This is a genomic window from Sinorhizobium sp. 22678, assembly GCF_052044265.1.
GTDB lineage: Bacteria > Pseudomonadota > Alphaproteobacteria > Rhizobiales > Rhizobiaceae > Sinorhizobium > Sinorhizobium meliloti_A.
In genome coordinates this window covers 271,739-293,110 of sequence record NZ_JBQEMS010000007.1, presented here as the reverse complement: position 1 = coordinate 293,110, position 21,372 = coordinate 271,739, and the positions used below count along the sequence as shown (strand labels likewise).

Sequence of the window (21,372 nt, the reverse complement as noted above, 5' to 3'; positions counted from 1 at the left end):
CCACCGGGCAACGTCAGACTCGCAAAAGGCGTCGGCGGCCGCTATGGTAGCCGCCAACCCCGGTTAATGGACGCTCAACAAATCCAACAAGGTGCATCGTGATGTCTGCTCCTTCGTGCGCGCCCGATACGGAGCGCAGGCGCGCGGCCTGAAGCCCCAGTAACGGGCAAAGGCGTGGAGCCGGGCATTGAACCTGACCTCGCGTGTCACCGCATCATGGTGCTCGACCAGCGCCTTCGCATTGTCGATCAGCACTTCCGCGGGAACGCCGCCAAAGCGCAGGAAAGCGCCCTCCATCCCCTCGAACCAGTCCGTCTGCCGCTGCCGCTGCGAAGCCCGGATATGCAGCCGGCGCGAATAGCCGAGCGTGGCGACAAACACATGAATCCGCACCCGCTCGCCGCCGATCCAGACCCGCGTGTCGCCGAAATCGATCTGCATCTGATGGCCAGGCGCCGTCTCATAGCGCACCGTCGCCCGCTTCTGCGCTTTCAGTTCACGCCGCCATTCCCGAACCCGGCGCTCCACCTGCCGTAGGCTGATGGCGATCCCGTGCTCGCTTTCCAGCTCCTGGCGAATGACGTCCGCGTTGCCTTCGTGGCGGAAGAAGCGCTCCCGCAACCACTCATCCAGACCATCCAGCGCCGACGCGCGCGGGCGTCCTTTGTAAGCAATAGTCCCGCCTTCCCGGAGATAACGGCGAACCGTATTGCGGGCGCACTTGAATTCCTTCGCTATCCGTTTGGCTCCCCAGCCACTCTTATGCAGACGCACCATCGACATCACTTCGTCAGGTTCAAGCATCGCATCTCCCCGCATCCCTCTCGGCAATGCAGGATTCATCGAATTCTCAAATCGACATCTATTCCTCCTCTCTAACGAGAGGGGTCAGTTCTTTATGTCGCTAGGGGGTCAATTGTGCATGTCGCCCGACACGCCGATGGCGAGGGGCGGAAAATTGGGATCGCCGTCACCGGAGACACCTCTGAATAGATCGTTTGCTAAGCCCTACCCCAATTTCCCAGACCGGATCTCACAACGGCTTGTGGCCGCCCCTATATTCCGCTGCTGTACCGAATTCGACAGCCAGCTCGTGCAGCCGAGCCCTATCTGCCTCCAAGGGGAGAGAGGAGGCCGCGCGATCAAAGGCTATGCGCGACTGACGCAGAGCGGCAGCGTTGGAGTCAGCATCACCCATGCGGGCGAGAACCAGGAGTGCCTTTTGGATCCGCAGTTGCACCTCGATCAGGCCTGCGCCGTCGCGCGCCACGGCCATGAATGCGTCCTCGAACAGGTCCGCGGTAGCGAGCGGTGGCACATGGACATTTGGATGCTTCGGCTCATCCTGATGCGATCCATTGGCCCGCCCGTGCGCCCAGATGCTTAATAGCCGAGTCGAGCGGCCAATGACATCGATCGCAGTACCTGGATCATTGACCGCTGGGGAGAGGGCTCGACAGGCGATCTCACTCATTACGGCGAGGCCGAAACGCGGGTCCTGATCGAATGACCTTTCGTCGTCGATCGAGAACGCCGCACGCACCGCCTTGCGGAGCGCCCCCAGGTCAGTATCACCATCACTTGCTCCAATGCAGGCGATCGGCGTGTCGGCGTAGACGAACGTTCCGGGGATAACGTTGAGGTATATCTGGGTATCGTGCTTGTCGCAGAGTCGGGACAGGGCCGGCATATCGACGTTCTGAACATAACCGATTGCGTCGCCCGTTACCGCGGCTACCGTTTCCGGGATGCTGCTCGCCCGGTCCGACAAGGCCCTGCCGCCGAGATAGGGCTCCGCAAGCCGTACCTCAATGGCCTTCCTGGCCGCCTCCTCCACTCGTACGGTCGTTTCGCCGACTCGGCCGAGGCGGGTCAGATGGTCGATCCAACGCAGCAACGACACGACCACGAGCGTGATGACCACGATTGTGAAGACGAACAGAACGACACGCCCGCGCTCGCCATAGGCGCCCGTTTTGAGCACGACCAAGCCGACGATGCTAAACAGAAAGGAACCGATAAAGGTCGAGAGAACCGTCTGCGTCAGGCGGTCTTCGATAAGCAGCTTGGTGGCACGCGGGGTGACGTTGCTGGTAGCCGATCCATAGGCTGAAACCATGATGTTGAGCGAGAAAGTGGTCACAGCCAGCATGCTGGAAGCGATGATGGTAAGAATGCTGTCGACGGCATCGGCGCCAATCCTCCCTGGCATCATCCAGGGAATGTAGCGATCGACGACCGCCGCGAAGATCGCGGCGAGCACCCCCAGGGCGCCGATCAGTGTAGCGTGCACCCAGAGCCGGCGCGTCAGCTGCGCCATCAACCATCGCCAACGCGGCATGCTCTCACCTCCGCCTGAATCACTGTGGAACAGAGCCATCCGCCTAGAGCCAAGGCTTCGGCAGCCTGTAGAACGTTAATGCAACGCGGATAGTTGCCAGCATCCGCCGTCTAACCGTCCCTGGCTGCCGCCGTCGATCCGATCCGTCCGCTCGTTCAGGAGTTGGGAGATCGCGGTCACCAACAGCATAACACGTCCCAAGCCGTCCTCCACAGCGGACGCTGCGCTTCGGCCAGGGCGAACGGACCAAAACACTTCGCGTCAGACGCCTGAGTTGCCATGTGGCCAGCGAGGCATCATTACCTGGGCGATCCCTGGAACCAATGCATGCGGCAACAGTTGGCCTTGAGAACGGTACCGATTCGAGGGTGCCCTTACGGAAGTGCGGCCGTTCCGGCGGGGCTGATGGAAGGGACCAATCCGATGAAACAGAGCAGACTACTTTTTGCGCCCCCGTTGCTCGCATTCGCAGCCCTGATAGCAACGCCTGTGTTGCCGCAGGCATTTGCGCAAAACACCGAGATCCCCTGCCGCATTCCGCCCGACGGCGACCAGAAGTCACTCAGCCAGACGCTCGATGACTGCAATGGCGTGATTAAGCCGCCAAAGGTGGGCGACAGCGAATTGGTCGAGCCGGCGCCAGATGTGGGCAAATCTCGTTTGATTCGTCCGGGAGACCTGCCCGCACAACAAAGTGGCGCGGACGCGCCGCCGCAGACCGGAACGACGAACCCCGCCGCAGGAAGGGTCGTTCTTTCCAATTGGAGCTATCAACCGCTTTACACCTCCGGGTGGAGCGTCGACCAGGTCTTCGACGACGCCGTCGTGCTAGGCCGCGAAGGTGAAGAGATCGGCGACGTCGAGAATATCGTCTTCGACCGCGACGGCGAAGTTCTCTCGCTTATTGCCGAGGTGGGCGGCCTTTGGGAGGTGGGCGACACACATGTCAGCATTCCCTGGAACGATCTGAAGTTCTCAAAGGACGGATCTCGCATAACGGTGCCGATAACGGAGGACACTGTCGACGACTATTCGGCGGCAGCCGCCCAACCACCCGGCGCTCTTCACAAGAAGGAGGCGGGCCAAGTTGCGACCGTGGAGGAGGACCTGGCGACCGGGCCGCAGCTGATCAAGGCCACGGACATCATCGGAGACACCGCCTTCCTGAACAATGCTGAACGTTATGGCTATATCAGCGACATTCTCGTCAAGGATGGCCGGCTCGCGGCCGTGGTCGCGGACACAAGAATATACGGTCGCGGCTATCGCGCATTCCCCTACGCGGGGCCTGCGGCGTGGGCCAGCGGTAGCGGACGCTACGAACTCAGTTACGGCGTCGCTGAGGTCAGGCAGCTGGAGAACTTCGACTATAGCCGGATGCTGTACAAGGGGCCGACAGAACACACCGCAAAGTCCAGTACCGACAATGCGCCGGGCAGCTCGACCGCCCAGTGATGAATGCGCCTCCGACGGTTCGGCGCTCCAGCGTGGTCCTTGTCACTGATCGGACTACGACACAGCGGGGTCGCCTCCGTAAGGGGGCCCGCTCTGAGAACCTTGTGGTATCCGACCTCGAATTCATCTCCGAGTCGGTGATCCGGATCGGGTAGTTTGGGCAGTTCGCCACGTGACCAGCGGACTGGACCGGGGTTACCCGGTCCGAGCCAATGCGCGGAGACGCGAGAGAGATTCAATCAGCAACGGCTCGTTATCGAGCATCGCACCCAGATGTCTTTTGGCCAGGAAGTTCAGAACCCGTTCGCCATAATCGGTGAGGCCGACAAGGACGCGGCGCTTGTCGTCGGCCGATGGGATTCGCAGTGCCAGTCCAGCCGCCACCAGCCGGTCAACGAGCTGAACCGCGCCGTGATGTTGTATCAGCATCTCTTCGGCGAGTTGTCGGAGCATGATTCGGCTTTGGGGAGCAACTTTGAGTACCAGCAGTGCTTGATATTGTTGCGAAGTCACGCCCGCCTCGGAAAGGACCGCCTCGCTGAAGGAGAGGAAGCGACGCATGGCCAGCCTGACTCCGGCCAGCCCCTCGAACACCCCCGGATCAAGCGCCTCCTCATCGGCAATCTCAGGGACTTGTGTGCGGGAGCGAGAACCTGCGCCGGAGGGCATTCGTAACATCCTTTGTTTACATCACGTTATGATATATACTGGTTGCACCTCAGGAGGGAGGAGGCGCGAGCGCGCCCACTTATCTGAACGGCGAATGCCGCAAGTGCCGCGCTCGCGAACTATATCGCCAAATGCTGTCATTGCGAGGGCATGTCTTTGGCAAGCTGAGGTATAAATCAAATGCCGAAGGGGCAGCCTGAAATCATTTCAGGCTGCCCCTTCCCTCGCCCCAGCCGCCACAGCCATTCGTCGAAAGACGCCGTTCAGCTGCTCGTCTCGACTTCCGAGAGCGATGGAAGTTCCTCCAAGCTTACAAGCGCATCGGCACAGGTATCGGCCGCATCTGGAACCGGCTTCGACAGACCGGCAACGACCGCCCAGCCCCCCTCCTCGATGAAATTGTCTTGTTCCCAACTGGACTTCGACTTGAGTTCCACAAGCTTTTGTGCCGCGTCGGGGGCGGACACGAAATTGTGCACGCAAACGTTTGAAATGAGCTCTGCACGAGCCTGCCGGACCGCGAGATCGGCCATGGTTCCGGCACGCCCTGCTGTCGTCCAACCGCCCCATGTGAAACCGACGACCATAGTCAGTATCGATGAGCCGACAACCGACCAGAACCATACACCCTTGGAAGGTCGGTACGCCGCCCAACCGCTGTCATTCGTTTCGGCCATGTCTCTCCTCCTCCGTTTTATATCATAGCATGATACAATTTCTGTTCAAGCAAACTGTTGAAGCGGGCCCGAGTTCAAAGGCGGCGAGCGCGCCGGCGCCATTCTGTCTCGCCGCATGGCCTTGCGGATGTAGAATGATGATTTCCTTGCAGCGGAGAAGTCACCATGTCTTTCAACTCGCAACGGCTCCAATTTTCCGGCCATTCCGGCGCGACGCTCGCCGCGCGCCTTGATCTACCCAACGGGCCATTGCGCGCCTACGCGCTTTTTGCCCATTGCTTCACCTGTTCCAAGGATCTCGCGGGAGCGCGCCGCGTTGCAGCAGAGCTGGCGCGCGAAGGCATCGCTGTCCTGCGTTTCGATTTCACGGGTTTGGGGTCGAGCGAAGGTGAGTTCGGCTCGACCAATTTCTCCTCCAATGTTGCCGACCTGCTCTCAGCCGCGGACTATTTACGCCACCATTATCAGGCACCCGCGGTGCTGATCGGCCACTCGCTCGGCGGCGCCGCCGTCCTGGCCGTCGCCGGGGACATTCCTGAGGTCCGCGCCGTTGCTACGATCGGTGCGCCGGCCGATGTCGGCCACGTCTTGAAGAACTTCGGAGCGAGTCTCGAGGAGATCGAGAAGACCGGGTCAGCCGAAGTTGATCTTGCCGGGCGCAGGTTCCTCATCAGAAAGCAATTTGTCGAGGACGCGCGTGCACAGCGCATAAAAGACTCTGTTGCGAGCCTGAGAAAACCGCTTCTCATTCTTCACGCGCCGTTGGACCAGACGGTCGGAATCGAGAACGCTACTGAGATCTTCAGCGCGGCGAGGCATCCGAAAAGTTTTGTTTCGCTCGACAGTGCCGATCACCTGCTCACCGACCCTGAGGATGCGGCCTTTGCCGGACGGATCATTTCGTCATGGCTGACGCGCTATCTTGCCGCCGATACGCCGCAGGGCACCGGACCGATTGAACATGTGCGTGTGATGGAAACGGGCGAAGGCAAGTTTCAGAACGCGATTCAGGCTGGCGGTCATCGGCTGTTCGCCGATGAACCCGAGAGCGTGGGTGGGCTCGATTCCGGACCATCGCCCTATGACTTCCTGTCCATTGCACTTGGCGCCTGCACCTCGATGACGCTGCGCCTCTATGCCGACCATAAGCAGCTGTCGCTCGGACGCATCGGCGTCGACGTCTCGCACGCGAAGATCCATGCAAAGGATTGCGAGGAGTGCACCGAACCGGAACGCAGCGGCAGCGGCAGGATCGATCGTTTCGAACGCGTCATTTCCATTGATGGCGGGGTCTCGGAGGAGCTTCGCGGCAAGATCGCCGAAATTGCCGACAAGTGCCCGGTCCACCGCACGCTCGAGGCAGTGGCGAAGATCAGGACGACCGTGAAACCAGGATCACATTAGCTCCATTCGCCCGAATCGGCCTTCCGTTTTCAGGGAACGCTGAGCAGTTGATGTTGAATAGTCGACTAACCGGGTCTGACACCAGAACGCCCACCGCGCCGGGTGCGAATGACCTCTCGTGGAGGCAACTTGAATCCGCGTTCGCGAGAGGCGAGCAATCGTGCTGAGGTTTGCAAGAAGCCCATAGGACAGAAGCATGACAATCAACGCTTGACGAGCCGAACGGTGCCATGTGCGCCGAAAGGCACCGAATACATTCTTTGCGTATATCATGCTATGATATATATTGGTTGGCACTCAGCCGGGAATGCGCGCGACGTAGTTCCAAAGGGCAAACGGCGGGCTCGCGAAGTGTATTGCTGCTGAATAGTGTCACCTCGGACGACCTCGCCAGCAATGCGGCCGACGACCCGGTCGGCTCAAGTTCCACACGAAGCGGTCCCGGCTGCGCCAGGGAGGTTCAGATGCAAGTAACGGACGCTTGGGAAGAATGGTGGCGAGGGCTGGGACATGTTGCCCGGTGCAACCGTGACATGGCACGAACACGCGAAGCATTTGAAGCTGGGTATGCGGCCGGCCGTCTCACCCGTCAACGAGCCGCTGATGACGCAGCCGAAACTGCGCGAGGTGCCCCTCCGGGGGCGCACGGACACGAGACCTGGAGAGCCACGCGAGCAGCGCGGGAGAGTACTTAGCAGCGCACTTTCGGAGTAGTCCCGATTCAGGCGGAAAGATCATGTCTGTTGGCGCTTGCCGCCAAGGCGCTCCGCGATGGCAGCGAAGCGGCAATGGACAGCACTCCCCGAGCAACGCGGACGGGGAGCGCTGAGCATTTGCGAATTCATACCCAGTACGGTGGAATGCCATAATAGTCGTAGACTTTACGGCCGCTTTCGGGCCCCCAGTCATATTCCCGGTCTGCGGGATAGCGCGGGGCTCCTTCGACCTGTTCCTTTGTGATGTTCACCTGGAACCCGCCGAGATCCGTATTGTAGTCCAGCATTTCCCAGGGAAGCGGATAGTGTTCATGTCCAACCCCGAGAAAGCCACCGAAGCTCATCACGGCATAGGCGACGCGTCCACCGCGCTTTTCCAGGATGATTCTCTCTATTGAGCCTACCTGATTGCCGTTCATGTCGTAGACAGTGGTGCCCACGACCATGTCGCTGGCGATGAGGTCATGCGATTGATGCAGATTTGGGTCGGCCATCGTTATTCCTCCTGTGGTGGCCCAACGCTCCTGGATATGAGTTGTTCCTCGGATCGCTTCGCAAGGGCCAGAACTTGACTATTTCTGCCGTGAGGCCGGGAGCTCGCCTCCGGCCGAAACGAGCTTGCCGGCGCGTTTGAGCATCACCGCCTCGACCAATGTTCGCGCCGCATTGCGGACCTCTTCCTGCACGGCCTCATCCGCATCAAGCTCCTGGCGACTGAGCGCGTATGGCTTCCAGTAGCCGATATAGCGATCCATCTCCGCCAAGGGCCCCGCCGGCTCGAGATGCATGTAGCACAGCCAGTCGGACAGGCTGCGTCGAACGTTCTCGGCCCCCTCCACGTCCCCGTGAACGATGACGGAGAAGAGCCGCCCGGCGAGATGCCGAGGATAGTTCCAGCCTTGGAGTTCAAGCGCCTTTGCGAGCTTCGCATCCTTGCCCTGTGTGAGGGTGGGGTCCGGATTGCCGCCATCCGCGCAAACCAGCCGATCCATCATCAGCTTTACCGGCGACGAGACCTGATACCAGTTCACAGGCGTGACGATCATGATGCCGTGCGCCTCTACCCACATCGGATAGATGTCGTTCATCCAGTCGTCGACCTGGCCAAGCGAGTAGTTGGGATAGCGGGAGCACGGCCAGTGGCAGAGGGCCGGCGAGGTGGAAAAGCAGGCTTTGCACGGGTGGATCGTTCGCCCATATTCCGAAGTAAGGCGGTGCAGCTCGAGTATGCTGGTCTTCACCCCCGACGTTTGATCGATCGTTTCCTGCGCGATCCGCGTCAGCCGATAGGATTTCGACATTTCGCCGGGACAAGTGTGTTCGCTGCGCGATGACCCGCTGATCAACAGGATGCGCGCGGGACCCCGACGGTCCGAATGACGCTCCTGCGCAGCATGAATTGCGTCGCGCGCCGCGAGCCAATCGACGGACAGGTCGTAATCGGGGTCCTTGAAGGCAGTGCCCGCCTTGCGCGTGATAGGTGCCTTTCGCTCGTTGGAATAAGCATCCCAAGCCGCTGCGGCGATCTTATCCAGTTCCGATCGAAGACCACTGAAAACCGGGTCTTGGAAACGGCTGAGGAAGCGGCGGCGAAATTCGTTCTCGGCCAGCCTGGGGCTCGGCGTTCCCGTTCGCGGCTCAAGCACTGGCGGGAGAGATTGCGTCCCGGGGATCTTCGCCATCCCATCCAACGTAGCTGGCAAGCTCCATTGTAATCGACCACGACGCCGATTGTTCCGATTGGGCGACTTTGGTCCCCCTCAGCGCACCCCCTCCGACGCGTGCGAGGAGACGCGCGCGACCGCGATAGCAGCGCTGGCGGATCAGGCAATCGGCAACAGGAGACTTTTCCCAGCCACAGAACAATGCAGTTTGAGGGTATCCACCCGCGGGCGCTTCGGCTAGCTTTCGCAAAAGGCTAGGAGGACACATGGGCCTGTCAGACGTTTTTGGTCGATTGGTCGCACTGATCGGTGCCGCAGCAATCCTTGTTCGCCGCCAGAACGGCGCTTCTCCGGAACCCGCCTATGGTAGCGTCCCGAAGATCCCGGAAGCCAAACCGCAAGGCATTCCCACCCTGAAAATGCCTACGGCCAGGGGATGGACCGATGGGCAAGTGCCGACTGCGGCGGCTGGGCTGAAGGTGAACGCATTCGCGGCCGGGCTCAAACATCCCCGCTGGATTGAGGTGTTGCCGAATGGCGACGTACTGGTCGCCGAGGCGCTCAGCGAACCGGGGGGCATAAAATCTGCCTTCGACTACGCCATGTTCACCACAATGAAACGCGCCGCTGCAGTCGGCGCCAGTCCGAACCGCATCTCGCTTTTGCGTGATGCGGACGGCGACGGCGTGGCCGAAATACGCACCGTATTTCTCGACGGGCTCAATCAGCCCTTCGGCATGACGTTGCTGGGCGATACCTTATATGTCGGCAACACGGACGGGGTGGTCGCGTTCCCCTATGAAACGGGCGATACCAGCATCCGCGCGACAGGGCGAAAGCTGGCAGACTTCGAGGGCGGCGGGCACTGGACACGCAGCCTGCTTGCCAGTCGCGATGGACGAAAGCTCTTCATCGGCGTCGGGTCGCTCAGCAACATAGGCGAGCGCGGCATGGCGGCCGAGGAAGGACGGGCGGCCATTCACGAGCTTGACCTCGAGAGTGGTGAACGCCGCATTTTTGCCTCCGGTTTGCGGAACCCGGTAGGCATGGCATGGGAGCCAACGACAGGTGCACTCTGGACGGTCGTCAATGAACGCGACGGGCTGGGCGACGAGACGCCTCCCGACTATCTGACATCCGTTCGCGACGGTGGTTTTTATGGATGGCCCTATTGCTACTGGGGGCAGATCGTGGACCACCGGGTGCCGCAGGATCGGGCCTTGCTCGCAACCGCTTTGACGCCGGACTATGCCCTGGGTGGACACACTGCATCGCTCGGTCTTTGCTGGCTTCCCGCAGGCACTCTGCCCGGCTTTCCGGATGGAATGGTGATCGGTCAGCATGGTTCCTGGAACCGCAGCTCGCTGAGCGGCTACAAGGTTGTCTTCATACCGTTCGCAAACGGACGCCCCGCCGGCCCTCCGCGCGACATTCTGACCGGCTTCCTTTCGCCCGACGAGCGGGCGTCCTATGGACGGCCGGTCGGAGTCAGCCTCGGCCCGGACGGTTCCTTGCTGGTGGCGGACGATGTCGGCGACGTGATCTGGCGGGTGACGGGCGAGGCGGCGTGAGCGTCCAATGGGTGCGCATTTATGTCGGGGAGCGGTCATGTTGGCGAGGCTGGGCAAGTGACCGCCGGCCGAATCGATGCTCCGTACCGCCGAATTGCGAAAACACCCACTCGCGCAGCACGCGCGTCGCGGGCCGGTCGGCCATGCTCGGGCTGTAGACGAGATCGCAGCGGTCGCCTTCGAGCGACAGTTCGAATGGCTGGACGAGGAGGCCGGAGGCGAGCTCTTCCGCGACCAGGGTGAGGCTCAGCAACCCGATCCCCTGCCCGGCCACCACGGCCTGGACCGCGTGGATTTCGTCGGTGAATGAAATTCCCGCGCTCGCGTCGATGTCGGCGACGCCGGCCCGTGCCAGCCATTGCCGCCACACGGGCGCGCGCGGATCGTCGCGCCGTGCCGGACCCCAATCGAAATGGATGAGCGTCGCATGCCGGAGATCGGCAGCGCTGGTTCGAACCAGGCGCGGCGCGCAGACCGGCGCGAAGCGATCCGCAAACAGCGGCTCCGTGACAAGCCCCGGATAGTTGCCGCCGCCGAAACGGATGGCGGCATCCGCATCCGCCTCCAGATCGACGGGCCGGTTGGAGGCGTCGAGCCGCAACGTCCAATCCGGATACGCCTCGCGAAACGAGCCTGCGAGCGGCGCCAGCCGCTTCGCGACGAAGGCGACGGTGGACGTGAGCCGCGCCACCTGTCCCGCCTGCTGGCGGCGCACGTCTGCGATCGCCTGTTCGAAGCGGTCCAGGCCGTCTCGCAGCACCGGATACAGCGTCTTTCCCGCGGCGGTCAGATGCACCTGTCGCGTTGCGCGATCGAAGAGCCTGACATTCAGCGTCTCCTCCAACTGGCGGATCTGGTGGCTGACGGCGGTCGCCGAAACGTTGAGTTCCTCGGCTGCGTCCTTGAAGCTAAGCCGGCGGGCAGCAGCCTCGAAGACCCGCAATGCGCCAAGTGGCGGCAGCTTTCTCATCACTTCCCCACGCATGAGTTCAACTCATCTATCGACTGAGAAATGCTCCTTTGTCAATGCGCGAAGGGACCAACATATTGCCCTCGACGAGCAAGGCGACAGTGCCGAGCTGAGCAAAACTCAATCATGAAAGGACACCACATGTTTCTCGAACAGGTCGTCACGAAGCCGGATCCCTATGCGCCGTTCCTGCTTTCGCAGGCAATCAAGGCCAATGGCTTCGTCTTCGTTTCGGGTCAGGCGGCGATCGGCGACGATGGCGAGATCGTCGGCGAGGGCGACTTCGACCGCCAGGCCGAGCAGGCTTTCGGCAATCTCGATCGCGCCCTCAAGGCCGCCGGTTCCGGGCTCGACAAGGTCGTCAAGGTTACGATTTTCCTGCGCTCCATGGAAAATTTCGCAAAGATCGTAGAACTGCGCCGCAGATGGTTTTCCGCGCCCTATCCGGCCGACAGCATCATCGAGGTTTCCTCGCTCTATTCGCCAAAGGCGCTGATCGAGATCGAGGCAATCGCGCTCGACGGGAACCGCTGACATGAACGCGCCGGCGATCATCCCCTCACCGGTCTTCACCGGTACCAGCCTCAAAGGTCTCGATTTCGCCAACCGCCTGTCGGTCGCTCCGATGACACGCATCAGCGCCTCGTCCGCCGGTGTGCCGGGCGGACGCATGGTGCACTACTATCAGCGCTTCGCACGCGGCGGCTTCGGCCTGGTGACGACAGAAGGGATCTACACAGACAAGGTCTATGCGCAGACCTATTCGGGCCAGCCCGGTCTGACCGACCGGGAACAGGCGGACGCCTGGCGCCGCGTCGTCGATGCGGTCCATGCGGCCGGCGGCAGGATCTTCGCGCAACTCATGCATGGCGGCGCGCTGTCTCAAGCAAATCCTCACCGTTCCGGTACAGTCGGCCCATCGGCCATCCGCCCCAAAGGCAGCCAGATGACCGGCTACCGCGGCGACGGCCCCTATGCCGTGCCGCGCGAGATCAGCGAAGCAGAGATCGCCGCCGCGATAGAGGGCTTCGCCGGTGCCGCGCGCCTGGCGATCGAGGTCGCCGGTTTCGACGGCATCGAGATCCACGGCGCCAACGGCTATCTCCTGGATCAGTTCTTCACCGACTACACCAACCATCGCAAGGATCGTTGGGGCGGCGACATCATCGCTCGCCTGGGCCTGTCCCTGGAAGTGCTGAAGGCCGTGCGCGCGGCCATCGGCCAATCCGTGCCGCTCGGCCTGCGCCTCTCCCAGGGGAAGGTCAACGACTTCCGGCACAAATGGGCGGAACGGGAACAGGGGGCGGCGAGGGTGTTCGAGGCGCTGGCCGCGAGCCCGGCCGATTTCGCTCACGTGACGGAGTTCGAAGCCTGGCAACCGGCCTTCGAAGGCGGCGACATCTCTCTCGTGTCGCTTGCCCGTCGTCACGCTCCGCGTCTCTTCCTCATCGCCAATGGCAGCCTGCACGATCTTGCGCGCGCTGAGCAGGTGATGGAAGCCGGAGCGGACATGATCGCGCTCGGACGCGGCGCGCTCGTCAATCCTGATTGGCCGCATCGCATGGCCGAAAGCAGCGCATTGCGGCCGTTCGAACTTTCGATGCTCGCGCCGACCAGCGAAATCAAGGACAGCGAACTCGCCCTTGACATGAGGGCGCGGCGACCAGGTTGAAGCCAGGTATGCCGGGGCGGGCGTGCCCCGGCAGCTAACCTGCCGCCTATGGCACGCCGGCAGGGTTGGGCAATTGTTGCTTCAGCCACGACTTGAACGCGGTCATGCCCCTGGTGAACTGGCGTGACTTCAGCCATGTCAGCCAATAGTCACCCGCTGCCACCGTGATGTCGAAAGGCTGCACCAGCCGCCCGCTCTCGATATAATGCTCGAACATGGTGATCGGCAGGAGGGCTGCGCCTGAGCCCCGGGCGGCCGCCTCTGCCAGCGCCAGCGAGGTATCGAAAACCATGCCGCGCAGGATGGGAGGCTGGGCGCCCGCTGCCCGGAACCATTGGGCCCACTCATCGGATCGGTACGAACGCAACAGCTCGATTCCGGCGAGGTCGACCGGTTCCTTGAGCCGAGCAGCAATCCGAGGCGAGCAGACCGGCGATAGCGGTGCGACCGACAGATGCATTGCGTCCGTGCCATGCCATGACCCGTCCCCGAACCGGATCGCGAAGTCGAGGCCGTCGCCGGCCAGATCGACGCGGTTGTTATTGCTCAGGATGCGGAGGTCCAGGTTCGGATGTGCATCATGAAAATCCGGCAAGCGCTGCATCAGCCAGCCGATCGCAAAGGTGCCGACGACGCCAACGGTCACGACTTCCTGGAAGTTTCCTTCTTCGAAACGGCTTATGGTCGCACACATGCGCTTGAACACGTCGCTCATCACCGGCGCAAGCGCCGACCCCTCATCGGTAAGGGCGAGGCCCCTCGGCAGCCGCCGGAACAACTTGACGCCAAGCAGATCCTCGAGCGACTTCACTTGATGGCTGATCGCGGTCTGCGAAACCCGTAGCTCCAGTCCGGCACGGGTAAAGCTGCAGTGGCGCGCCGATGCCTCGAAGGCACGCAATGCATTGAGGGGCAGTTTTGGGAGTTCCATGGAATCAGCTTCGTTTAGACCAAGTTTGATTCATGCCTACCCGCAAGATTGCTCGTTTGTCGAGTGCTCTTGCTTCTGCCATTCTCCCCGCAGTTCAAGGCAGTACAAGATCACGACGATTTCTGGTCGAGTCGACCAAAAATCACGAACGTGAACGATTCCAACAAGTTAGAGAGGGATGCGGGCGGAAAGCCGCACACACTTTCCTCATCCCGCTCCAGGCATTCAATCACGACCGTCGCGGCATCCGCCACAGGCGGCATCTACTCCTGTGTCAAGTTTTTGTCTGGTCGGAGCCACTGGTATCGGCATGAAGGTCATCGGTTATATATTCGGCATCGCCTCGGCTGCATTGCTGGCTATCTTCGGCACGGGCGCCGTTTATCTGTCGGGAATCGCGAAGGATCTGCCGGATCACCGCAAGCTTGCAGAATGGGAGCCGGCGCTCATGACGCGGTTTTACGCGTATGACGGAACGCCGATTGCCGAATACGCCAAGGAAAGGCGTCTGTATCTGCCTATCGCCGCGATCCCGCAGCGCGTGAAGGCAGCCTTTGTCTCGGCGGAAGACAAGAGCTTCTATACCCATTCCGGAATCGATGCCTTGAGCATCGTCAAGGCTGCCTGGTCCAATGCCGTGAATCTGGGCTCCGGCAACGGATGATCGGAGCCTCGACGATCACCCAGCAACTTGCCAAGAACTTTCTGCTTTCTTCGGATCGCACCCTTGAACGCAAGATCAAGGAGGCGGTGCTTTCGATCCGCATCGAGCACTCGCTCAGCAAAGACAGAATTCTCGAACTCTATCTGAACGACATCTACCTGGGGCTCGGGGCCTACGGCATTGCCGCCGGTGCGCTGACCTATTTCGACAAGTCCGTCAGCGAATTGACCGTTGCCGAGGCAGCGTATCTCGCTGCTCTGCCGAAGGGACCCAACAACTACAACCCGCACCGGCATCCCGAACGCGCGGTCAGCCGGCGCAACTGGGTGATCGGCCAGATGCAACGCAACGGCTTCGTCAGCGCCGCGGAGGCAAGCAGCATGATGGCGAGACCTCTCGGCGTTAAGCCTCGGGCGGAAACCCCCTTGATGGCGGAGGCAAACTATTTCGCCGAGGAAGTGCGCCGGGAAGTCGCCGGGCAATATGGCGAGGCGGCTCTCTATAATGCCGGGCTTTCGGTGCGCACGACGCTTGATCCAACCCTTCAGGCGGCTGCGCTGAAGGCGCTTCGGGCCGGCCTCGTCGAGTACGACCAGGCGCGGGGTTTTCGGGGGCCGGTCGCACATATCGATGTCTCCGACTGGACGGCCGCCTTGGCTGAGCAGAAGACTTTGACGGATGTGAAGGAGTGGCAGATCGCCGTAGTGCTCTCCCGTTCCGATGCGGGTATACGCATCGGACTTCGCAGTGCAAAGCCCGGTCCCGAGCACTCGCCGTCCGGCCCCGAAACGGGCTTTATCGGCAGCAATACCATGCAGTGGGCGCTGAAGCTTTCTGCCGGAGGCAGGATCAGGCAGGTCGACTCCATCGACAAGGTCCTCTCGCCGGGGGACGTTGTTCATGTCGAGAAGGCGGAAGACGGTTACCTCCTGCGACAAATACCCGAAGTGCAGGGCGCGATCGTGTCGATGGACCCGAATACGGGTCGCGTGCTGGCGAGCATTGGCGGTTTTTCCTTTGCACAGTCACGCTTCAATCGCGCGACGCAGGCTTTGCGCCAGCCCGGCTCGGCCTTCAAGCCCTTCGTTTACGCCGCCGCCCTGGATACCGGCTACACGCCGGCGGCGCTGGTCATGGACGCACCCTTTTCGATGCCGGACGGGGCGGGTCGTCTTTGGAAACCGAAGAACTACGACGGCAAATTCGGCGGTCCTTCCACTCTGCGCACCGGCCTTGAGAAAAGCCGCAACCTGATGACGGTGCGCCTCGCCCGGCATCTGGGCATGGACGTCGTTGCCGAATATGGCCGCGCCTTCGGCCTCTACGACAAGCTCGCCCCCTACTTGCCGATGTCGCTCGGAGCCGGCGAAACCACGCTGACGCGGCTCGTTTCGGCCTATGCGGTCCTCGCCAATGGCGGACACGCCGTTAAGCCCTCGATGATCGACCGCATCCAGGATCGTCACGGTCGTACGATCTTCCGTCACGACGATCGCGCCTGCGATCGATGCAACGCCGCAACCTGGCAGCATCAGGAAGAGCCGGTGCTTCGCGACACCCGCAAGCAGGTGCTCGATCCGATGACGGCCTATCAGGTGACATCGATGCTGCGCGGCGTGGTCGAGCGTGGAACGGCGCACCGGGTGGCGCAGCTCGGCGCACCGGTCGCCGGCAAGACCGGGACCACGAACGACGAGAAGGATGTCTGGTTCGTCGGCTACACCCCGACGCTGGTGACCGGCATCTTCATGGGATACGACGCACCGAAACCCATGGGCTACGGCGAAACGGGCGGCGGACTCGCGGCCCCGATCTTCATCGACTTCATGAAGGTGGCAATGCGTGGCAAACCTGCCGTGGACTTCCCCGTTCCGCACGGCCTGACCTTCGCGAGCGTGAACCGCCGCACGGGCAGGCGGGCCGCTTCAGGAGACCCCGGTTCGGCTGTCGAGGTCTTCAAACCGGGAACCGGGCCGTGCTTGACGGACTGTCCCGTCATAGACGGGTTCGGCGCGGAGGGAGCCGAACTCCCTGCCGCGTTGCGCGAGCAGCTTCTGGCAGCCCCCCAAGGCCTCTATTGAGCCATTGCCTCTTATCTCGTCGAGGGATCGAAATGAGGAAGCACGCCTTCGCCCTGCGGAGCAGGGCACGCAGCAGGCGGTTACGCATCGTCTGCATCATGGCAGCGTTCGCCGCCATTTTCGCCGGCGCGTTCATACGACTTGTGCAACTCGGCATGCAGGAAGAGGCTGGCCGCGAAACCCGCCTCACCTATGACAGGGCTCCCGGTGGACGACCTGCAATCGTCGACAGGAACGGACAGCTGCTCGCGACCGACATTCCGACCGCGTCACTCTACGTCGAGCCGCGGTCTATTCCCGATCTGGACGAGGTGGTCGAGAAACTCACTTCGATCTTCCCCGAACTCGACGCACGCGAACTCCATACCCGTCTCCGACGCAAGGATGCCTTCACGTGGATCAAGCGGCAGATACCACCGGACAAACAGCAGGCGGTCATCGATTCCGGACTGGCGGCGGTCGGCTTTCGGCCCGAAAATCAACGGCTCTATCCCAACGGTCCGTTGGCTGCCCATGTCCTTGGGGCCGTGGACATCGACAATTTCGGCATCGCCGGCATCGAAAAAATGGATCGACGCGAATTGGCTTGCGGACCTGCGCGGCACCGGCATCGAACTTAAGGGGCGTGAGCTCCAGCCGGTCGAGCTTTCAATCGACCTGCGCGTTCAGTACGCCATGGAGCAGGAACTCGGTAAAGCCGTCACGAAATTCGCAGCTGCCGCGGGTGCCGGGCTCCTGCTCGACGTCACGAATGGCGAAATACTGGCGCTCGCCTCCTATCCGGCCTTTGACCCGAACAATCCGGTGGACGCCTTCAAGCCCGACCGGATAAACCGCGTCACCGCCGGCGTTTTCGAGATGGGATCGACGTTCAAGGCTCTGACCACGGCAATGGCGCTGGAGTCGGGCCGGTTCGATCTGCAATCCGTCGTGGATGCGAGCAGACCGTTGCGCTTTGGACGGCAGCGCATCCACGACTATCGCGGGAAATACAGGCCGCTCACCATTCCGGAAGCTTTCATTCACTCCTCGAACATCGTCATGGCGAAAATGGCGTTGGCGCTCGGCCCCGAAGCGTTGCGGACTTTTCTCGGACGTTTCGGCGTTTTGTCTCAGCTTGCGACCGAGCTGCCGGAGAGCGCCGCACCGCTGCGGCCCTCCTCCTGGAGCGAGGTAACCACGGCAACGGTTTCCTTCGGCCACGGGGTCGCCGTGACGCCCCTGCAAGCCAGCATGGCCGTCGCCGCTTTGGCGAATGGCGGAAAGCTGATCAGGCCCACCTTCATAAAGGACAGCCCCGTGTCCGAACGAACCATGGCGGAAAACCTCGTGTCCGCGAACACCAGTGAGGCGATACGCCACCTCCTGCGCCTCAACACCGCCGTCGGCTCAGCCACGAAGGCCGTTGTCCCCGGCTACGTGATCGGCGGCAAGACCGGTACGGCGGAAAAGGTGGTCCAGGGCCGCTATTCCAAGGTTCTCAACGTCACATCCTTCATGGGCATCGTACCGGCGGACGATCCTCGGTACCTGCTGCTCACCTTGCTGGACGAGCCCCGCGGCCTGGCGGAAACCCATGGCAACCGCACCTCCGGATGGAATGCCGTGCCGCTCGGCGGCGCCCTTCTGCATCGCATCCTCCCGATGCTCCTCACGCCCGTTTTCCCATCGCTGCCAGGCGCCGAAGCTGTTCCTGTGGCGATGGGAGAACCGTCTGTAGATCCCTCAAGCGATTAACGCGTGAATGATCGCGGGACGGTCGTCGTTTGGTTGCGGCTGCGGTTTCGTGCCCGCCCTCACTGATGGGCGCTAGGCGCGTGTTACCGATGGCCCCTGGACTTCTGGCAGGGCTCGGAGCGCTCAGAGCCCATTTCTGCCAGGCACAGGTGCTGAAGAGACTGGAAGGGGCTCACGGCCTAAGTGTTCAAGCTGCGTTCATGCAAAAGGCGCTATAAACCATTGAAAGACAAGAGGATGGTGGCCGCCTGACGCAAGCTGTCGAGCGCTCCGACCATGCCCGGGACCGGAAAAGCCCGAAGTACAGCAAGTTCCGGATGCGGTGGCAGGACGCAGGCCTCCAGGGAGTTGAAAACATGAAATCCACGCTTTTGAAAATTGCCGCGACCGGTATGCTTTTGCTTGCTCCGTCGATCGCTCAGGCGGCAGAAGGCTTCGCAACGGCGAACGTCAATATGCGCGCCGGCCCAAGCACAGCATATCCGGCGATTACCGTAATACCGGCTGGCGAATCTATCGAAATCTACGGCTGTCTTGCCGACGTGCCATGGTGCGACGTGGAGTTCTACGACGGCCGTGGATGGGTGCACGGGCGATATATCCAGGCACTTTATCAACAGCGCCGGGTTTATGTGGGCCCTCAATATTATCGCCGCCTCGGTATTCCTGTCGTCGTCTTCAGCTTCGGCAGCTATTGGGATCGTCACTACCGCGACCGTGACTTTTATCGCGACCGCGATCGCTGGCGCCGCGGGCCCGACTTCTATCGCGGCCCGGATCGCCGTGTGGAACCCGACCGCCCGCCCAGCCGCAGACCTGATTTCGAGCGGAGGCCGGCTCAGCGTCCGGAATTTGACCGGAGATTGGAGCGGAGGCCCGATTCTAGTCGCAGCTCTGAAAGACGCCGGGACTTCGACGATCGCCCAGATCGCCTTCCGGATGTCGAGCGCGTGCCCAACCGCAGGCCCGATGTGGATCGGCGGCGGGACTCTGACCGTGAACTGCGCAACGATCGCGATCGCAACCGCCGGAACTTCGAACGTGGGGGCAATGATGGCAATCGCGTCATCCGCCGCGGCGACGACAACCGCAACCGGAGCGGTGGTGACGATGACCGCCGCAGGCCGCAGCGACGTGTCTGCCAACCGGGCGATCCGGGTTGCCCGAACTAATGTGGCCCGGGGCGGCAGAAATGCCGCCACCGCGCATCGGCCGCAAGGGTCGGCTACACCTACAATCTGAGGGCTCGAGGTTCTGAAGTGACCTCCAGCGCACGGTCCTGGCGCGCTTCGACGCCTACAGGCTGGCGGTGTGTGAGCAAGGCGCGGTCGCGCTCACGGATCAGTTCGGTTATCTCGCGCTCATAGGCGGTGAAAATCGCCGTCAGCCAACGGTCCACGAGATAAGACGGCCGCGGCATCTGCACGTCGAAGCGCTGCAAAAGAGCGATCGTGCCTTCCGCGCCGAGCCAGTCATCGCCGACCACCAGCGCGAGCTTGGGTGCCGCCGCGGCGCAGGCTCCCGCGGCGCTATACGGTCGGCAGGTCAGGCTGATAGAGGACCACCCGGTTACGGCCCGCTTGTTTCGCCAGGTAGAGTGCAGCGTCAGCCTGGTTCTGAAGCTTCTCCGGCGCGATGATCTCTTCACCTGGCGCCTGCGCCGCCACGCCAATGCTGAGAGTGACGTAAGGCGATACGCGGGATGCGGGGTTAGGAAGGGAGGCAGCTTCGACGCTCGCCCTGATTCGTTCAGCCGTAGCCAGCGCCGCTTCTTCATCTGCGCCCGGAAGCACGACGAGAAACTCCTCACCGCCATAACGGGCTACATGGTCGCGGTTTCGCCTGACGCTGCTCTGAATGATCCCGGCAACTTTGACGAGGCAGCGATCGCCCTCGGCATGACCGAGCCGATCATTCAGGTTCTTGAAATCGTCGATGTCGCACATCAGCATGGCGGTGCCTGGCCGCCGCTCCGCGCCTGCGCTCCAGAGGCGGCTGAGGGTTTCCATCATCCAGCGCCTGTTAGCGATCCCGGTCAAGGGATCGGTCTTTGCGAGGCGCTCCAGCCGGGCATTGGCGTCGGCCAGCTCCGCTACCCGCCGCATGTCGCGAAGTTCGAGAAGGAAGGTCTTCTGGGCCAGGATCGTTATCGTGCGTCGGGCAACGACGGTCGCAACAATACCGCTCGCAAAAAACAGCGTTCCAGCCACGGCACTGCCCCTCTCCAGCATCGGATTCTGCAACTGAAAGATCAGGTAGAGGCCGAGCGCGAAAGAGGCGACTGCCACCGTCCAAGCCAAAGGAACTGCGAAAATGATGATGGCGGTGATGGCGACGAACAGCATGATGTTCAGGTGCCGCTCATGGAATTCCCCACCGGCGCTCACGCCCACCAGCGCAACCGAAAGGAGGATGAGGAACAGGCCCGCAAGCAGGGACATCCTTTGCAGCCGCACACCGCGCGGTTTTCGCCAGACATAGGCGGTGGCCAGCGCCGCGGGCGGCAGAATGCAGGCCGGCGGAAGCATCGAGAGCACGACCGCCTTCGGAAGCAGGATCGCGTTGAGACCCAGCGTCAGCACGTCCAGCAAGGTCACCCATATCATCCACGCGCGAATGATCTTGGCCGTACGCGACCACGAACGCTCCTGGAACAGGCGACCGAGCTCACCTCTTAGACGAATGTCACGCGTGCGGCCCGTGAGAAGGCGCTCGACTTCGGCCATGACAGCCGGATTGCGCGGCTGATACCGCATTTCCGGAGAGGCGCTCACGCGACCGGCACCAACTGCGCTTTCCTGAAGCTCCATCCTTGCCCAT

The 21,372-nt window shown here is 62.0% G+C and carries 14 protein-coding genes and 4 pseudogenes; 8 read left to right on the top strand and 10 right to left on the bottom strand.

The window, feature by feature from the left end; all coding sequences use genetic code 11:
• Positions 1-96: 96 nt before the first annotated feature.
• Both istA and ACTJKL_RS13620 read right to left on the bottom strand, forming a co-directional pair.
• Positions 97-843: pseudogene (gene istA, locus ACTJKL_RS13625) on the bottom strand (IS21 family transposase); the annotation flags it as partial.
• Between the two features lie 190 nt (positions 844-1,033).
• The gene (locus ACTJKL_RS13620) at positions 1,034-2,320 is read right to left on the bottom strand and encodes a DUF2254 domain-containing protein (protein WP_440853083.1); all 1,287 of its coding nucleotides are present in this window, start codon (positions 2,318-2,320) and stop codon (positions 1,034-1,036) included.
• Positions 2,321-2,746: 426 nt separating this feature from the next.
• On the opposite strand from ACTJKL_RS13620, the gene ACTJKL_RS13615 reads away from it, so the two are divergent.
• On the top strand, positions 2,747-3,796 hold the full coding sequence (locus ACTJKL_RS13615) for a PRC-barrel domain-containing protein (protein WP_440853082.1): 1,050 nt from the start codon (positions 2,747-2,749) through the stop codon (positions 3,794-3,796).
• A gap of 195 nt (positions 3,797-3,991) precedes the next feature.
• Here ACTJKL_RS13615 and ACTJKL_RS13610 read toward each other — a convergent pair whose 3' ends face one another.
• Positions 3,992-4,465, bottom strand: coding sequence for a MarR family winged helix-turn-helix transcriptional regulator (locus ACTJKL_RS13610; RefSeq protein WP_018096595.1), 474 nt, complete (start codon positions 4,463-4,465; stop codon positions 3,992-3,994).
• A 263-nt stretch (positions 4,466-4,728) separates the two neighbouring features.
• Entirely contained in the window at positions 4,729-5,142 is a 414-nt protein-coding gene (locus ACTJKL_RS13605) for a hypothetical protein (protein WP_437408427.1), read from the bottom strand.
• 165 nt (positions 5,143-5,307) lie between these two features.
• Here ACTJKL_RS13605 and ACTJKL_RS13600 point away from each other — a divergent pair, with 165 nt between their 5' ends.
• On the top strand, positions 5,308-6,546 hold the full coding sequence (locus tag ACTJKL_RS13600) for a bifunctional alpha/beta hydrolase/OsmC family protein (RefSeq protein ID WP_440853081.1): 1,239 nt from the start codon (positions 5,308-5,310) through the stop codon (positions 6,544-6,546).
• 841 nt (positions 6,547-7,387) lie between these two features.
• Here the strand turns inward: ACTJKL_RS13600 and ACTJKL_RS13595 are convergent.
• Together ACTJKL_RS13595 and ACTJKL_RS13590 are read right to left on the bottom strand one after the other, a co-directional pair.
• Positions 7,388-7,756, bottom strand: coding sequence for a PRC-barrel domain-containing protein (locus ACTJKL_RS13595; protein ID WP_018096592.1), 369 nt, complete (start codon positions 7,754-7,756; stop codon positions 7,388-7,390).
• Between the two features lie 78 nt (positions 7,757-7,834).
• Positions 7,835-8,944, bottom strand: a complete 1,110-nt coding sequence (locus tag ACTJKL_RS13590) for a flavodoxin family protein (protein WP_440853080.1) — start codon at positions 8,942-8,944, stop codon at positions 7,835-7,837.
• Positions 8,945-9,192: 248 nt separating this feature from the next.
• Between ACTJKL_RS13590 and ACTJKL_RS13585 the strand changes: the two genes are divergently transcribed.
• Positions 9,193-10,497 carry a PQQ-dependent sugar dehydrogenase gene (locus ACTJKL_RS13585; protein ID WP_440853079.1) on the top strand — a complete coding sequence of 435 codons (1,305 nt, stop codon included), beginning with the start codon at positions 9,193-9,195 and terminating at the stop codon, positions 10,495-10,497.
• Between the two features lie 19 nt (positions 10,498-10,516).
• Here the strand turns inward: ACTJKL_RS13585 and ACTJKL_RS13580 are convergent, their stop codons facing one another.
• Positions 10,517-11,482 carry a LysR substrate-binding domain-containing protein gene (locus ACTJKL_RS13580; RefSeq protein WP_440853078.1) on the bottom strand — a complete coding sequence of 322 codons (966 nt, stop codon included), beginning with the start codon at positions 11,480-11,482 and terminating at the stop codon, positions 10,517-10,519.
• Between the two features lie 126 nt (positions 11,483-11,608).
• Here ACTJKL_RS13580 and ACTJKL_RS13575 point away from each other — a divergent pair, with 126 nt between their 5' ends.
• Both ACTJKL_RS13575 and ACTJKL_RS13570 read left to right on the top strand, forming a co-directional pair.
• Positions 11,609-12,001 (top strand): RidA family protein, encoded by a 393-nt coding sequence (locus ACTJKL_RS13575; RefSeq protein ID WP_440853077.1) that lies wholly within the window; start codon positions 11,609-11,611, stop codon positions 11,999-12,001.
• 1 nt (position 12,002) lies between these two features.
• On the top strand, positions 12,003-13,139 hold the full coding sequence (locus ACTJKL_RS13570) for an NADH:flavin oxidoreductase (RefSeq protein ID WP_440853076.1): 1,137 nt from the start codon (positions 12,003-12,005) through the stop codon (positions 13,137-13,139).
• A gap of 46 nt (positions 13,140-13,185) precedes the next feature.
• On the opposite strand, the gene ACTJKL_RS13565 is transcribed toward ACTJKL_RS13570, so the two are convergent.
• Positions 13,186-14,070 (bottom strand): LysR family transcriptional regulator, encoded by an 885-nt coding sequence (locus ACTJKL_RS13565; protein WP_275598588.1) that lies wholly within the window; start codon positions 14,068-14,070, stop codon positions 13,186-13,188.
• Between the two features lie 310 nt (positions 14,071-14,380).
• Between ACTJKL_RS13565 and ACTJKL_RS13560 the strand changes: the two are divergent.
• The 3 genes and pseudogenes from ACTJKL_RS13560 (at position 14,381) to ACTJKL_RS13550 (ending at position 19,724) form a co-directional block, all read left to right on the top strand.
• Positions 14,381-16,815, top strand: a pseudogene (locus tag ACTJKL_RS13560) (penicillin-binding protein 1A).
• Between the two features lie 32 nt (positions 16,816-16,847).
• Positions 16,848-18,552 (top strand): annotated as a pseudogene (locus ACTJKL_RS13555) (peptidoglycan D,D-transpeptidase FtsI family protein).
• A 356-nt stretch (positions 18,553-18,908) separates the two neighbouring features.
• Positions 18,909-19,724 carry an SH3 domain-containing protein gene (locus tag ACTJKL_RS13550; RefSeq protein ID WP_275598592.1) on the top strand — a complete coding sequence of 272 codons (816 nt, stop codon included), beginning with the start codon at positions 18,909-18,911 and terminating at the stop codon, positions 19,722-19,724.
• Positions 19,725-19,783: 59 nt separating this feature from the next.
• On the opposite strand, the pseudogene ACTJKL_RS13545 reads toward ACTJKL_RS13550, so the two are convergent.
• Positions 19,784-20,038, bottom strand: a pseudogene (locus ACTJKL_RS13545) (DUF6969 family protein); the annotation flags it as partial.
• A 43-nt stretch (positions 20,039-20,081) separates the two neighbouring features.
• Positions 20,082-21,362, bottom strand: a complete 1,281-nt coding sequence (locus tag ACTJKL_RS13540) for a GGDEF domain-containing protein (RefSeq protein ID WP_275598594.1) — start codon at positions 21,360-21,362, stop codon at positions 20,082-20,084.
• Between the last annotated feature and the right edge of the window lie 10 nt (positions 21,363-21,372).